Source organism: Clostridium sp. KNHs216 (assembly GCF_006714885.1).
In the GTDB taxonomy this organism is placed as follows: Bacteria; Bacillota; Clostridia; order Oscillospirales; family Acutalibacteraceae; genus Caproiciproducens.
Map to the genome: position 1 here is coordinate 3,527,934 of NZ_VFMF01000001.1, position 13,299 is coordinate 3,541,232.

At 52.8% G+C, this 13,299-nt stretch carries 15 protein-coding genes and 1 other annotated feature; of the genes, 9 read left to right on the forward strand and 6 right to left on the reverse strand.

Going from position 1 to position 13,299, the window contains the following annotated elements:
* Positions 1 to 26: 26 nt before the first annotated feature.
* Positions 27 to 1,100 (reverse strand): D-alanine--D-alanine ligase family protein, encoded by a 1,074-nt coding sequence (locus LY85_RS16885; RefSeq protein ID WP_141827598.1) that lies wholly within the window; start codon positions 1,098 to 1,100, stop codon positions 27 to 29.
* Between the two features lie 268 nt (positions 1,101 to 1,368).
* On the opposite strand from LY85_RS16885, the gene LY85_RS16890 reads away from it, so the two are divergent.
* The 8 genes from LY85_RS16890 (at position 1,369) to rplL (ending at position 5,759) form a co-directional block, all read left to right on the forward strand.
* Positions 1,369 to 2,157: a hypothetical protein gene (locus LY85_RS16890; protein ID WP_141827599.1), complete on the forward strand. Its 789-nt coding sequence runs from the start codon at positions 1,369 to 1,371 to the stop codon at positions 2,155 to 2,157.
* Positions 2,158 to 2,338: 181 nt separating this feature from the next.
* The gene (gene rpmG / locus LY85_RS16895) at positions 2,339 to 2,488 is read left to right on the forward strand and encodes a 50S ribosomal protein L33 (protein WP_038323165.1); all 150 of its coding nucleotides are present in this window, start codon (positions 2,339 to 2,341) and stop codon (positions 2,486 to 2,488) included.
* Positions 2,489 to 2,508: 20 nt separating this feature from the next.
* Complete coding sequence (secE, locus tag LY85_RS16900; protein ID WP_038323167.1) at positions 2,509 to 2,742, forward strand: preprotein translocase subunit SecE; 234 nt, start codon at positions 2,509 to 2,511, stop codon at positions 2,740 to 2,742.
* A gap of 20 nt (positions 2,743 to 2,762) precedes the next feature.
* Positions 2,763 to 3,284 (forward strand): transcription termination/antitermination protein NusG, encoded by a 522-nt coding sequence (nusG, locus tag LY85_RS16905; protein WP_038323169.1) that lies wholly within the window; start codon positions 2,763 to 2,765, stop codon positions 3,282 to 3,284.
* 119 nt (positions 3,285 to 3,403) lie between these two features.
* Complete coding sequence (gene rplK, locus LY85_RS16910; RefSeq protein ID WP_038323170.1) at positions 3,404 to 3,829, forward strand: 50S ribosomal protein L11; 426 nt, start codon at positions 3,404 to 3,406, stop codon at positions 3,827 to 3,829.
* A 59-nt stretch (positions 3,830 to 3,888) separates the two neighbouring features.
* Positions 3,889 to 4,584: a 50S ribosomal protein L1 gene (rplA, locus tag LY85_RS16915; protein ID WP_038323171.1), complete on the forward strand. Its 696-nt coding sequence runs from the start codon at positions 3,889 to 3,891 to the stop codon at positions 4,582 to 4,584.
* Between the two features lie 42 nt (positions 4,585 to 4,626).
* Positions 4,627 to 4,777: a sequence feature (ribosomal protein L10 leader region), on the forward strand.
* 34 nt (positions 4,778 to 4,811) lie between these two features.
* Entirely contained in the window at positions 4,812 to 5,348 is a 537-nt protein-coding gene (rplJ, locus tag LY85_RS16920; RefSeq protein ID WP_141827600.1) for a 50S ribosomal protein L10, read from the forward strand.
* A gap of 36 nt (positions 5,349 to 5,384) precedes the next feature.
* Positions 5,385 to 5,759, forward strand: coding sequence for a 50S ribosomal protein L7/L12 (rplL, locus tag LY85_RS16925; RefSeq protein WP_038323173.1), 375 nt, complete (start codon positions 5,385 to 5,387; stop codon positions 5,757 to 5,759).
* A gap of 105 nt (positions 5,760 to 5,864) precedes the next feature.
* On the opposite strand, the gene LY85_RS16930 is transcribed toward rplL, so the two are convergent.
* The gene (locus tag LY85_RS16930; protein ID WP_141827601.1) at positions 5,865 to 7,217 is read right to left on the reverse strand and encodes a D-alanyl-D-alanine carboxypeptidase family protein; all 1,353 of its coding nucleotides are present in this window, start codon (positions 7,215 to 7,217) and stop codon (positions 5,865 to 5,867) included.
* A 154-nt stretch (positions 7,218 to 7,371) separates the two neighbouring features.
* Between LY85_RS16930 and LY85_RS16935 the strand changes: the two genes are divergently transcribed.
* Positions 7,372 to 8,061 carry a metallophosphoesterase gene (locus LY85_RS16935; RefSeq protein ID WP_141827602.1) on the forward strand — a complete coding sequence of 230 codons (690 nt, stop codon included), beginning with the start codon at positions 7,372 to 7,374 and terminating at the stop codon, positions 8,059 to 8,061.
* Positions 8,062 to 8,210: 149 nt separating this feature from the next.
* On the opposite strand, the gene recG is transcribed toward LY85_RS16935, so the two are convergent.
* The 4 genes from recG to LY85_RS16955 all read right to left on the reverse strand — a co-directional run bounded on the left by recG (position 8,211) and on the right by LY85_RS16955 (position 13,231).
* Positions 8,211 to 10,238, reverse strand: coding sequence for an ATP-dependent DNA helicase RecG (recG, locus tag LY85_RS16940; protein ID WP_347562446.1), 2,028 nt, complete (start codon positions 10,236 to 10,238; stop codon positions 8,211 to 8,213).
* Positions 10,235 to 11,899 carry a DAK2 domain-containing protein gene (locus LY85_RS16945; RefSeq protein WP_141828181.1) on the reverse strand — a complete coding sequence of 555 codons (1,665 nt, stop codon included), beginning with the start codon at positions 11,897 to 11,899 and terminating at the stop codon, positions 10,235 to 10,237. Before LY85_RS16945 ends, recG begins: the two co-directional genes overlap by 4 nt.
* A 180-nt stretch (positions 11,900 to 12,079) precedes the next feature.
* Positions 12,080 to 12,340 (reverse strand): stage V sporulation protein S, encoded by a 261-nt coding sequence (locus tag LY85_RS16950; RefSeq protein ID WP_038323180.1) that lies wholly within the window; start codon positions 12,338 to 12,340, stop codon positions 12,080 to 12,082.
* A 126-nt stretch (positions 12,341 to 12,466) separates the two neighbouring features.
* On the reverse strand, positions 12,467 to 13,231 hold the full coding sequence (locus LY85_RS16955) for a TIGR00282 family metallophosphoesterase (protein ID WP_141827603.1): 765 nt from the start codon (positions 13,229 to 13,231) through the stop codon (positions 12,467 to 12,469).
* Positions 13,232 to 13,299 lie beyond the last annotated feature (68 nt).

Genomic DNA, 13,299 nt, shown 5'->3' on the forward strand with positions numbered 1-13,299 from the left:
CTATTCCATCGCTCCAAAATGATTTATTAATATTGTGTCCGGATTTCAAAGGAAAGAGACACCAGCCTGTCGAGCAGCTCGCCGTAAGAGATGCCGGAAGCCTCCCACAGCTTCGGGTACATGCTGATGGAAGTGAAGCCCGGCAGGGTGTTCAGCTCGTTCAGAATGACCTCTTTGCCGTCGCGTACGAAAAAGTCCACGCGGGAAAGGCCTGTGCAGCCCAGCATATAGTAAGCCCTGCGGGCGGTGGAACGGATTTCTTCCATCACCGCCTCGTCGAGATGCGCGGGGATATAGAGCTGGGATGTTCCGGATTTATATTTGTCGTCGTAGTCGTAAAATTCAGCGGAAGCCGCGATTTCACCGACAACGGAAGCCTCCGGCTCCGCGTTGCCCAGTACCGCGCACTCGACCTCCTGGCCCACAATGGCCTCTTCCACAACGATTTTGTCATCCTCGAGTGCCGCCTTGGCCACCGCTTCGTCAAGCTCCGCCTCGCTGCTTACCTTGCTGACTCCCACGGAGGACCCCGCGTTTGCCGGTTTCACAAAGATGGGATATCCAAGCCTTGCGTCGATCTTCCGCTTGATTTTCTCGGCGCCGGTTTTATATTTTTCCGTATAAAACCAAAGATAGTTTGCCTGATGGATGCCCGCCGCGGTCAGCAGCGTGTGGGTGACCGCCTTATCCATGCACACGGCGGAAGCAAGCGCGCGGCAGCCGACGAACGGAATCCCGCTCAACTGCAGAAGCCCCTGTATGGTGCCGTCCTCTCCGTTTTTGCCGTGCAGGACGGGGAACACGCAGTCCACCTTGATTACGTCAAACCCCATTTTTCCGTCTACCACGATTCCACGGATGTTTCTGTCGGGCGCGATAAACGCGGGCTGGTTGAGCGGGTCGCGCTCCCAGCGCCCGTCGGCGATTTCCTCCGGGGAGCCGCTGAACAGATACCAGCGTCCGTCCTTGGTAATGCCCAGGCAGACGATTTCATATTTGTCTTTCGGCAGGTTGTTGATGACCGATGCCGCAGAAACGCAAGATACTTCGTGTTCGGATGAGCTGCCGCCGAAAATGACGGCAATCCTCTTTTTATTCATAATCATATCCTCCAAAGCTCTGCTCTTTTTCTTATTTATATAATATACATAATCCTACAAATACATATCATACCACAAGGCTTTTAGCGGTGCAATCGGAATTTTATTAAATTGTATGGTGACAAAAAAATGTTTATGTAGTATAATTTATAAATATCGTGAGCCATACTATCTTTGGTTAAATATAGAAGGAAAATACAGGTGCATACCGGGGTCCCGCCAATGCGGACAAGCGGTGTGCGTAAATACAGATTCAGGAGTGATTTGTTTGGAGCAGAAGGCATTTGACCTGATTGCTGAAAAAGTCGGCGCGGTTTTAAACGGACAGGGATTCGTAAAGGCCGGTGAGAAACAGGAAGGCAGCGGCCGTTCGGTGCTGTTTAAGGGGGAGAATACCGCCTACAGTATTCTTTATCATCAGGACAAAAAGCGCTTTGAGCTTCGAACCTGCGATGCCGAGGACGGCGAGCCGGACTTAAAGTGGAAGTCCATTTCCATCTGGCTTTTTGACCCCGAGACGGACAGCCTGACCGAGGCCGACAGCATTGTGAACGACTTTATAGAGACCATTGAAGGGCCGAAGCGCGTGGCGGCGGCCAAAACGAAAAAGAAGCGCAAAAAAGACGATGAAAACAATGCCGACCCGGTGTTTTTCTTCAATCGCTTCGTCGGTATTTTCCCGGAGCTGAAAGAGGAGCTCAACGGCGAAAGAAATCAGTACGAGGAAGTGCGCGCGATCCATTTCGCAAAGGAGCATCTGGTGCCGAAAATTGACGCGCTCTGCGCGCAGGGCACAAAAGCGGACAGCATCAAGCGCTGCTGCGACCTTCTGAACGACATGTACGCCAACGGCGACATGGACGTGCGTTCCATTATTACGATCGTGGTGCTGAACGGCGTGAGCGACCGGGCGGCGGAGAATATCAAGCCGATGTTCAGCGACGATCTGAAAAAAGGCTACACCGCGGGGCTGAAATTCAAGGGGAAAGTGGTAAAGCCCGAAAAGAAAAAGAAGGAAAAGAGATTTGTCGCGGCCAATCTGAACGACATGAAATAAAGACGGGAAATCGGGGCGGGCAAAATCCGCTCCGTTTCGTAAAAAAAACTTGACAGATTTCACGTGAAATGCTATGATGTTTATACCTCATAAAGGGGTTATTTTTTTGCGCCCTTTTAAGAGGGAGGCTGAGGCCTTAAAAAAGGCCTAAATATTTTTCCGTATAACGGGAGGTGCCGTCATGAGAGTTAAAATCACATTAGCCTGCACTGAGTGCAAACAGCGCAACTACAACACGATGAAAAACAAGAAGAATGATCCGGACAGGCTTGAGATGAACAAGTACTGCAGATTCTGTAAGAAGCACACTCTTCACAGAGAGACGAAGTAAGCCGGACGGAGGGACGAAGAATGGCAGATACATCAAAAAAGGAAAACTTTTTTGCGAGAACGGGCAAGAGCGCTTCCAAGTTTTTCCGCGACTGCAAAAATGAGGTAAAAAAGATTGTATGGCCCACACCGCAGGCGGTATTCAGGAATACCGGCGTCGTTTTGGCAACAATATTTCTGATTGGCCTGTTTATCTTTGGACTCGACACGTTGCTCATGAACCTGCTTGGGTTGATTATGAATGTTGCAAAGTAGGATAAGCGGAGGAAATTACGATGCCTGAAGACGCAAAATGGTATGTTGTTCATACCTATTCCGGGTATGAGAACAAGGTGGCCTCTAATCTTGAAAAGACTGTGGAAAACCGTCAGCTCCATGATTTAATTCAGGAAATCCGTGTACCCACGGAAACTGTTACGGAAATCAAAGATAACAAAAGGCGCGATGTCGAGCGCAAGATTTTCCCCGGTTATGTTTTGGTGAAGATGCTCCTAACCGATGAGTCATGGTATGTTGTCCGCAACATCAGGGGCTGTACGGGCTTTGTCGGCCCGTCGTCCAAGCCCATTCCGCTCACGGATGAAGAAGTGGCGAAGCTGGGCGTTGAACAGAAGGAAATCGAGGTTTCTTACAGCGTCGGCGATTCCGTACACATTATTGACGGCCCGTTGGAGGGCTTTGTCGGTACTGTTGAAGAAGTTGACGTCGACAAAAACCGCGTCCGCGTAACAGTATCCATGTTCGGGCGCGAAACACCGGTTGAGCTTGAGTTGGATCAGGCTGAAGCGATGGAATAATATTTCACGATAATTTGCGGGAGACCGCTGATTATGAGGGGCACTGCCCCTGTGGGAGGAACGGATAAACTCAAAGCATCCGCTCCGCCATCTACCACGAATTTTGGAGGTGCAAACAAATGGCTCAAAAGGTTACGGGCTTGATTAAGCTCCAGATACCTGCTGGCAAGGCTACCCCGGCGCCGCCTGTAGGACCGGCTCTCGGTCAGCACGGCGTCAACATCATGGCGTTTACAAAGGAATTCAACGAGCGCACGAAAAATGACGTAGGACTGATTATTCCTGTCGTCATCACCGTTTATGCGGATCGTTCGTTTACCTTTATCACCAAGACCCCGCCTGCTGCCGTCCTGATTAAAAAGGCCTGCGGTATTGAGAGCGGTTCCGGTGAACCGAACAAGAAGAAGGTAGCAAAGATCACACGCGAGCAGGTCAGAAAGATAGCTGAGACAAAGATGCCCGATTTAAATGCGGCTTCCGTTGAGACAGCCATGAGCATGGTTGCCGGTACGGCGCGCAGCATGGGGATTGAAGTCGTAGATTGACACCCGGGTGGGAGGAACTTTTCTACTCCGATTTTACCACTCAATAGGGAGGAAAACCAATGAAACACGGTAAAAAATACGTTGAGAACGTGAAGCTTGTCGACCGTACAAAGCTTTATGATGCAAACGAGGCTCTTGACCTCTGTGTCAAGACCGGAACATCCAAGTTTGACGAGACCGTCGAGGTCCATGTCAAGTTGGGCGTAGACAGCCGTCACGCTGACCAGCAGGTCCGCGGCGCGATCGTACTGCCGAACGGAACCGGTAAAAAGGTCCGGGTACTGGCCATCTGCAAAGGCGACGCCGTCAAAGAGGCCGAGGCTGCCGGTGCCGAGTTTGTCGGTGCCGAAGAAATGGTACAGAAGATCCAGTCCGAAAACTGGATGGATTTCGATATTTTGATCACGACTCCGGACATGATGGGCCTTGTCGGCCGTTTAGGTAAGGTTCTGGGCCCCCGCGGCCTGATGCCGAACCCGAAAGCCGGTACGGTTACCCGCGAAATCGGCAAGGCGATTACCGACGCCAAGGCCGGTAAGATCGAGTACCGTCTTGACAAGACCAACATTATCCACTGCACAATCGGCAAAGTTTCCTTTGGCGGACAGAAGCTGCAGGAAAACTTTGACGCTCTGCTCGGCGCAATCGTAAAGGCGAAGCCGGCCGCTTCCAAGGGCCAGTATATCAAGAGCTGCGTCGTAGCTTCCACCATGGGCCCCGGCGTCAGAATCAACCCGAATAAGGTTGGCGTCTGATTCCGAAAGGCTTGACAGACCGCACGGTCTGTGATAGTATAATATTCGCTGTTCTTTATTCCAAAGACAGCAGGCGCATTTGCTTAATGGGTTTTGGCCCAGCCTGCCGAGGATAGAGGCCGATACGCATTGTTATGATGATGTATTTATGCCCTTTCCGCGGTCATGCGGGAAGGGCTTTTTCATTTTCCTGCGCGCCGCATTCCAACTGACGGAGGTGAATACATTTGCCAAGTGAGAAGATTTTAGAGCAAAAAAAGCAGGCGGTTGCCGCTTTGACCGAGAGCCTGAAGGGTTCATGCACCGGTGTCATTGTCGACTATAAGGGCATCACGGTCGCTCAGGACACAAAGCTCCGCAAAGAGCTGCGTGAAGCGGGCAGCGACTACATGGTCGTCAAGAATACCCTGCTGCGTCTTGCATTGAAGGACGCCGGGATCGATGGCCTCGACCATGTCCTTGAAGGAACGACCGCACTTGCAATCAGCAAGGACGATTATGTTTCCAGCGCAAAGATCCTCGCTAAATTTGCTGATACCAGCAAAACATTTGAACTCAAGGCCGGATTTGTCGATGGCGGTGCCATTGATGCCGACGGAGTCAAAGAGCTGGCTTCCCTGCCTGCCAAAGAGGTTTTGGTTGCAAAAGCTCTGGGCGGCTTGAACGCTCCTATTACGGGCTTCGTTACTGTGCTGAGCGGCACAATGAAGGGCTTGGTCGTCGCTTTGAACGCAATCACGGAAAAGCAGTCTGCCAACGCATAAGGTTTCCTAAAATAAAAATTTTGGAGGTAATTCACAATGTCTGATAAAGTTGTAAAATTAATTGAAGATGTAAAATCCCTTACCGTTCTTGAGCTTTCCGAGCTCGTAAAGGCTCTGGAAGAAGAGTTCGGCGTATCCGCTGCTGCTCCGGTTGCTGTTGCTGCCGCCGCTGCTCCGGCTGCCGCTGCTGCTGAAGAGAAGACGGAGTTCGACGTCGTTCTGAAGGCTGTCGGCCCCAACAAGATCCAGGTCATCAAGGTTGTCCGTGAGATCACAGGTCTTGGCCTGAAAGAAGCAAAAGAGCTCGTTGACGGCGCACCGAAGGCTGTTAAAGAGGGCGCTTCCAAGGACGACGCAGAAGCCATCAAAGCAAAGCTTGCTGAGACTGGCGCAGAAGTCGAAGTTAAATAATTTTACTTTTCATACGAAACGCCCTGCTGTTTAACAGCAGGGCGTTTTTCTGTTATTCCATAAAGGAGCCCCCGGCATCGCCGGGGGCTCCGCTTTGCTGTCGGATCACATTTTCCTATATTTCTTTACTCTGCGCAGGTTCTTCTTTTTGCGGTTGTAGATCAGCGCGAGGATAATGTAAATGATAACCAGAAGGACGATCACCGCCGCGATGACGATGAACCAGACGGAAGTGAAAATGGCCTTGACGGTATTGGCGGAATGCAGCAGCTCGCTGCGCTCAACGCTTTCCGAGGCCACCAGATTGACGGTCGTCAGCTTCTGGTTGGCATAACTGAGAGTCGCCGTTCCGATGACCTGTCCCTTTTTGACGGGCGCAGTGACGGCGTCGGGGACGTTTTTGGTGACGATCACACTGCTTGCCGACACGTTCATCGGCAGCATCGCGGAATAATCCTTTTCGGCCACAAGCAGCAGCTTATCCTTGTTCCAGGCGTCTTTCAGCTTGACTTCGCCGATGGACTCCTCGCTGTTCAGTATATTTTTCAGTTCCAGATTTTTAAACGCCCACTGGTAAAGCTTCTTCGTATCGACCAGCTCGCCGCGCGTTTTGATCTGTTTGCCGTTCGCGTCTACGGACGGCGCGCCGAGCGCGATGCACAGATAGCTGTAGCCCTCCGCGGTGGCGGAAGAAACCAGGCAGTAGCCGGACTCGTCTGTATGGCCCGTTTTAATGCCGCGCGCGTACTGGTAGTAATACTGGCTTCCCGTGTTTTTGTCGATCAGCAGATTGGTGGTGGAAAGGGTACGCAGGGTCCCCGCCTCCGGACCGCCCACCGGTTTGTAGGAAGCGCGCGCCTGTGAGGTGATCTCGGCAAAATGCGGCAGAGTCATCGCGTATTTGGTCATCAGGTAAAGGTCATGCGCCGTTGTGTAGTGGTTCTCGTCGTGAAGGCCGTGCGGGTTGGTGAAGTGCGTACCGGTACAGCCCAACTCCTTTGCCTTCGCGTTCATCATATCGACAAAGGCGTCAACATCGCCCTTTCCCACATAGTCCGCCAGAAACAGCGCCGCGTCGTTTCCGCTCGGCACCAGCATGCAGTTCATCAGCTGAAGGGCGGTCAGCTCGTCGCCGACCTTGATATTGGACATGGAACTGCCCGTTCCGAGAAGCGTGTCCATGACTTCTTTGGTAATCGTTATTTTAGTCCCTTCCAGGTCCTTAATCTGTTCACTGGCAACGATAAAGGTCATAATTTTGGTGGTGGAAGCGGGTTCCCGGCGCTCGTTCGCGTTTTTCTGATAAACGACGGTGTCCGTGTCCAGATTGACCAGCTCAATAGCGGCGCTATTCGGTTCAAAATCAATATTGAAGGTAGCCGCGCCCGCCCTGACGGGCGAAAACAGAACCAGAATCAAAAGGATGGAAACAGACAGGAATTGGCGCATTTTTTTCATGGAACTTTTTCCTCCGATGTGATATTATATGTGTAAAGTTTGATAGATAATCAGGGATGTACAGACCTGTAGATTAGTATAACAGCATTTCTGCAAAAGATAAAGGGCAGTTTGGAAATGTAATTAAATTGTAAGATTTGATGGGGGAATCACAGTGATTTACATAACAGGGGATACTCACGGCGAAATTTGTCGTTTTGACTCGGGTCAGGCCAAGAAGCTGAAGAAGGGCGACACGCTGATCGTATGCGGCGATTTCGGCTTTCTCTGGGACGGCGGCCCGAAAGAGGAAAAGATTCTGAAAAGGCTGGGCAAGAAAAAATACAACATTCTTTTCCTTGACGGAACCCATGAAAATTTCGATTTGCTGGAGCAGTACCCCGTGACGGAGTGGAACGGCGGCCGCGTGCAGAACATCAGCGGGAATCTGTACCACCTCATGCGCGGACAGGTTTATACCATAGAAGGGAAGAAACTGTTTGTGTTCGGCGGCGGGGAAAGCACGGAAAAGCAAATGCGCATCGCCGCGGGGAAATGGTGGGAACGCGAAATGCCGAGCATGGAAGAGATGCGCGAAGGCGTCAGAAACCTTTCCGCGGTTGATATGGCGGTCGACTATATTCTGACCCATGAACCGGCGCCGAGGGTGATGTCCCATACGGTGAATCCCAAGGAAAGCACCAATCAGCTGGAGGCATATTTCGAGCAGCTGGTCAAGCAGGTCAAATTCGAGAAATGGTTTTTCGGCTCCATCCATGTCGACCGGAAAATCACCGCCAAAAATTATGCGGTGTTCAATGACATGATCCCGGTGGAGCCCCCGCAGTCTAAAAGATTCCGGTAATAGCGGCTGTTGCAAAATGGATTTGCGGCAGCAAATCGTATACTAAAGAAATGATCCCAACAAAATGCGCCTTGAAACGGATTCACCGATCAAGGCGCATTTTTCTGTCTAAAGCGATTTCCTGGGGTCCCATCGCAACTGATGGACGATTAATCCGACCTGTTTTCAAACAGCTGTTTTACCTCCGCACGCAGACCCCGGTGCTGCGGGGACTCCAGCTCGGCGTCCATGCTCAGAATTCCCCGCGCGACGGACTGGGCCTCTTTCAGCAGGTCCATATCATGGACCATGTCGGCGATCTTCAGCTCCGGCAGTCCGTGCTGCCTGTGGCCGAAGAAATCGCCGGGGCCGCGCAGCTTCAGGTCCTGTTCCGCAATCTGAAAGCCGTCGTTGGTCGCGCACATGGTTTTCAGCCGCGCGACGGTTTCTTCGTTCTGTGCGTCCGATATTAAAATACAGGTGGATTTGTATTTTCCGCGTCCTACACGCCCGCGCAGCTGGTGCAGCTGGGAGAGGCCGTACCGTTCCGCGTTTTCGATCAGCATCACAACCGCGTTGGGCACATCTACGCCGACCTCCACAACGGTGGTGGAAATCAGCACCGCGATTTTTCCCTGTGCAAAATCCGTCATGACGGCTTCTTTTTCCCTGGGCTTCATTTTTCCGTGAAGCACGCCGACCGTATAATCGGGAAGCCACTGGGTCCTTACTTTTTCCGCATATTCGTTCACGCTCGCCATATCATTCTGGCCTTCGTCGATCATCGGGCAGATGATGTAGCACTGTCTGCCTTCATCGATATGCTTCCGGATAAAACGGAACGCCCTCAGGCGTTTATCGCCCGTAATCGCGTAGGTGTCTATTTTCTGCCGGCCGGGAGGAAGCTCGTCCAGAATCGAAATATCGAGGTCGCCGTAGATCATCAGCGCGAGCGTGCGCGGGATGGGGGTGGCGCTCATGACGAGCATATGCGGGTGGTCGCCCTTGGAGGCGAGAGCCGCGCGCTGCGCCACACCGAAACGGTGCTGTTCGTCCGTGATTACCAGGCCGAGGCGCCGGAACGCAACGTTTTCGGAAAGAAGGGCGTGCGTGCCGATGACAAGCTGGATCTCCCCGTCCAGCAGTTCCTGCAGAATCTCCCGCTTTTTCGCAGCCGGCATCGAGCCGGTCAGCAGCGCGACGCGCGTATCCCGAAGCAGGGAGGACAGGGAAGCGTAGTGCTGCTGCGCCAGGATTTCCGTGGGCGCCATCAGCGCCGCCTGCATCCCGTTTCCAACGGCGCAGTAGCAAAGCGCCGCTGCGACCGCGGTTTTTCCGGAGCCGACGTCTCCCTGGATCAGCCGGTTCATCGGGAATCCGCTCATCATATCCGTTACGGCTTCTTTTACGGCCCTTCGCTGGGCCTGTGTGGGCTCAAAGGGAAGTAAGCCGTAAAAACGTTCGGAACAGTCGTACTCAAGCCTCAGGGGGCTTACAGAGCGGCTGCGGCCCTTCAGCCGGAGAAGGCCCAGCTGCAGAATGAGCAGCTCTTCAAAGATCAGGCGCTTTCGGGCGGTTTCCACCGCCTCCATATTCTGCGGCAGATGGATGCTTTCCAGCGCAAACCGCAGCGGGCAGAGCCCGTACTTCTCCCGGATCGTTTCCGGAATCGGGTCACGTATCCTGTCCGGCAGCAGATCAAGGGCGCTCCTGACCGCGTTTTCGATCATCCGGCTGGTCAGCCCCAGCGTCTGATGATAAACGGGCCGGATAGGGGGACTGACCGCCGCGCGCACAAATTCCGGCGTAGTCATTTCCCGTTTTAGAAAATTGGCGGTTACCTTTCCGTAAAATACGTATTCCTCGTCCGCCTTTAGCATGGAAGAGATATAAGGATTGTTGAAATAGGTAAGCTCCATATCGCTTTCGCCGTCGGTGACCGTTACCTTGCAGATCATCATTCCGGCGCGGATTCTCGTTTCCTTCGGCCGTTCCAAAACGGTCGCCCGTACGGCACAGGGCTCGTTCAGCGGCGCCAGGCGGATCGGATAAGGGTGGCTCAGGTCCTCATAGGTACGGGGGTACAGACGCAGTAAAGCGCCGACGGTCGGCGCGCCGAGCTTTTCAAACAGCTTGGCACGCTTTTCGCCGACGCCCTTCAGGTCGCGGATATTTCTTTCAAATAAAGAACGCATCATTCAATGGAAACAATAAAATAATACACCGGCTGGCCGCCGTTGACGAGCGTAACCTCGGTTTCGTTGCCGACCCTGGCCTTAATCCGGTTATAAGCTTCGTTTGCCTGCTCCTCCGTAACGTCCGCCCCGTAAATAATAGTGATGAACGAAGTGCCGCGGGTAATCATGGAGCGCGTCAGTTTGCTGCAGGTATGGACAATATCCTTTTCGATCAGTTCCAGCTTGCCGTTGTTCAGGCCCAGAATGTCGCCCGCCTTGATTTTGTGGCCTCCGAATTCGGAGTCGCGCGCGGCGAAGGTGACGGAAGCGGTCGAGACGTTGGATGCGGCCTCCATCATCGCGACGGTATTTACTTCCGTGCTTGCATCCGGATCGTAGGCGAGCATGGCGGAAAGGCCCTGCGGGATCGTGCGGGTGGGCAGGACGATTACCTTGCGGTCGTTCACAAGCGGGATGGTCTGTTCGGCCGCCATAATGATGTTCTTGTTGTTCGGCAGGACCAGAACGGTTTTTGCGGGAGTCGCCAGAATCGCGGCGAGAAGGTCGTTTGTACTGGGATTCATGGTTTGCCCGCCGCTGACGACGTGCGTACAGCCCAGGTCGGTGAAAAGGGTTTTCAGGCCTTCTCCGGCGGCGACTGAAACAAACCCGACCTCGTCGGCGGGCTCCGCAGGTTCCAGGGAAGCCACGGCCCTTGCCTTGGCCTCTTCGTTTGCCTCCGCGGCCTTCCGGTGCTGTTCCTTCATATTTTCTATTTTTACGGTCAGCAGCTGGCCGAATACCAGAGCCGACTGCAGCGCATTGCCCGGTTCTTCTGTATGCACATGCACCTTGATAATGTCGTCGTCATCCACCAGAACCACGCTGTCGCCGATGCTTTCCAGGTAACCGCGAAGCTCCTGCGGGTCTTTCTTGCATTCAAGGTCGCGTCCCACGATAAATTCGGTGCAATAGGTAAAGTTGATGACCTGATCGAATTCCGCGGCGGCGTTTCTGAAAAAGTCGGTTTCAGCCGCCTGCTCCTCGGGGGAGTCCGCCTCGTTCAAAATGATGGTACCGTCCTTAAATACGCTCAGCATTCCGTCCAAAATATAACAGAGTCCTTTTCCTCCGGCATCGATTACTCCCGCCTTTTTCAGTACGGGCAGCAGCTCCGGTGTTTTTTCCAGTGCTTCGGCAGCGCCCTTGCAAATTGCGCTCCACACATAAACGACGTCATCGTCGATGGCCGCCGCCGCCTTGCCCTTTTCGCTGGCAACGCGGGAAACGGTCAGGATGGTTCCCTCCGTCGGCTTCATCACGGCCTTATATGCGGCCTCCACGCCAACACCCAGAGCGTTGGCCAGATCGGTGCCGCTGACTTCTTCCATTCCCTCAATCCCCTTGGAGAACCCGCGGAACAGAATGGAGAGGATGACCCCGGAGTTGCCCCTTGCGCCGTGGAGCATGGCGGAAGCTGCGGTGCGCGCGACTTCGCCTGCGCTGCTGTTGGTATTTTTTGAGAGCTCGCGGGAAGCGGAGCTCATCGTCATGGACATGTTGGTTCCCGTATCTCCGTCGGGAACAGGGAAGATGTTCAACTCATCGACCGATGTTTTATGCTTTACGATATTATTAGCGCCTGATATTATAGCGTTTCTCAGGTCAATTCCATTTATCACCATTCAGCACTCCCTAAATTTCACTTATTGCATTACCTTATTTTTCATCTTAATATTATATCATAGTGCACAGGCAGATTCAATCTTAATTTCTCGCGGCCTTCCGCGCGGTGGGAAAAGGGCATAAGGCGCCATAAAAAATATCCTCACATCATGTGAGGATATCGATACGGGTCGGAACTATCGGGGTTCAACAATCAATTTGATCGCCGTGCGTTCTTCATTGTCGATCACTACACTGGCAAAGGCTGGGATGCATACAACGTCAATTCCGGATGGGGCAAGGTATCCGCGTGCGATTGCAATGGCCTTAATTGCCTGATTGGCGGCGCCTGCGCCGACAGCCTGCAGCTCGACAGACCCTGTTTCGCGAATCACTCCTGCGACTGCGCCCGCAACGGAATTTGGCGCTGACTTTGACGATACTTTCAATATTTCCATAGGCCATCCTCCAGACTATGCAAAATCATAGTATCATCATAAAACGAATCACAAAGTTTTGCAAGTAGTATTTACCAAAAACACGTAAATTATGAAAAAAAAACTGTAAAAACCAACGAATTGCTGTTATTGAATCTGAATTCGCTCCACAGAGACGCTTTTTCCGCTTTTTTCATCGATCTGAAACAGGGCGCATTCCATTTTACAGTCGCCCTCGGCCAGCGCAAAACGGACCGGCATTTTGGTCCTCATTTTCTCTATGACCAGTTCGGGCTTTACGCCGAGCACGGATTGGATGGGTCCCGTCATGCCCAGGTCTGTGATATATCCGGTTCCTTGTGGAAGCACACATTCGTCCGCGGTCTGAACGTGGGTGTGCGTACCGAAAACCGCCGAGACGCGCCCGTCCAGATAATAGCCGAAGGAACGTTTTTCTCCGGTCGCCTCCGCGTGAAAGTCTATCAGCGTGATTTTAGGCATGTCCGCAAGCAGGCGGTCGGCCGTGTCGAACGGGGAGTCGAGGCTCTCCATGTAAATCGTCCCCATCAGATTGATGACGCCTACCTGGACCCGACCCATGTCTACAATACAGGAGCCCCTGCCGGGAACCGAAGACGGAAAATTCGCGGGACGAATCAGATATTCGCTGGAATCAAACAGCTCGTAGCTTTCTTTGCGGCGAAAGCTGTGGTTGCCGGCGGTGATCACGTCCACGCCGCTGTCATACAGGAACTGGACGGAAACGGGCGTCAGTCCGTTTCCGTCAGCGGAATTTTCACCGTTTGCAATGACCAGATCGATCCCTTTCATTTTTTTGAATGCCGGAAGACGCTGGCGAAGAAAGCGGCAGCCGATGCTGCCGACAACGTCGCCGATTGCAAGAATATTCATTCGAAAGCCTACCTTCTATGTGGATGCCCCCAGTGTTTCTGCGGGCTCTTCTGTAATAAATTTATTGT

Coding starts and splice junctions, on each gene's coding strand:
- LY85_RS16885 (WP_141827598.1), bottom strand. CDS start 1,100: ATGAATAAAAAGAGGATTGCCGTCATTTTCGGCGGCAGCTCATCCGAA.
- rpmG (WP_038323165.1), top strand. CDS start 2,339: ATGAGAGTTAAAATCACATTAGCCTGCACTGAGTGCAAACAGCGCAAC.
- secE (WP_038323167.1), top strand. CDS start 2,509: ATGGCAGATACATCAAAAAAGGAAAACTTTTTTGCGAGAACGGGCAAG.
- nusG (WP_038323169.1), top strand. CDS start 2,763: ATGCCTGAAGACGCAAAATGGTATGTTGTTCATACCTATTCCGGGTAT.
- rplK (WP_038323170.1), top strand. CDS start 3,404: ATGGCTCAAAAGGTTACGGGCTTGATTAAGCTCCAGATACCTGCTGGC.
- rplA (WP_038323171.1), top strand. CDS start 3,889: ATGAAACACGGTAAAAAATACGTTGAGAACGTGAAGCTTGTCGACCGT.
- rplL (WP_038323173.1), top strand. CDS start 5,385: ATGTCTGATAAAGTTGTAAAATTAATTGAAGATGTAAAATCCCTTACC.
- LY85_RS16930 (WP_141827601.1), bottom strand. CDS start 7,217: ATGAAAAAAATGCGCCAATTCCTGTCTGTTTCCATCCTTTTGATTCTG.
- recG (WP_347562446.1), bottom strand. CDS start 10,238: ATGATGCGTTCTTTATTTGAAAGAAATATCCGCGACCTGAAGGGCGTC.
- LY85_RS16950 (WP_038323180.1), bottom strand. CDS start 12,340: ATGGAAATATTGAAAGTATCGTCAAAGTCAGCGCCAAATTCCGTTGCG.
- LY85_RS16955 (WP_141827603.1), bottom strand. CDS start 13,231: ATGAATATTCTTGCAATCGGCGACGTTGTCGGCAGCATCGGCTGCCGC.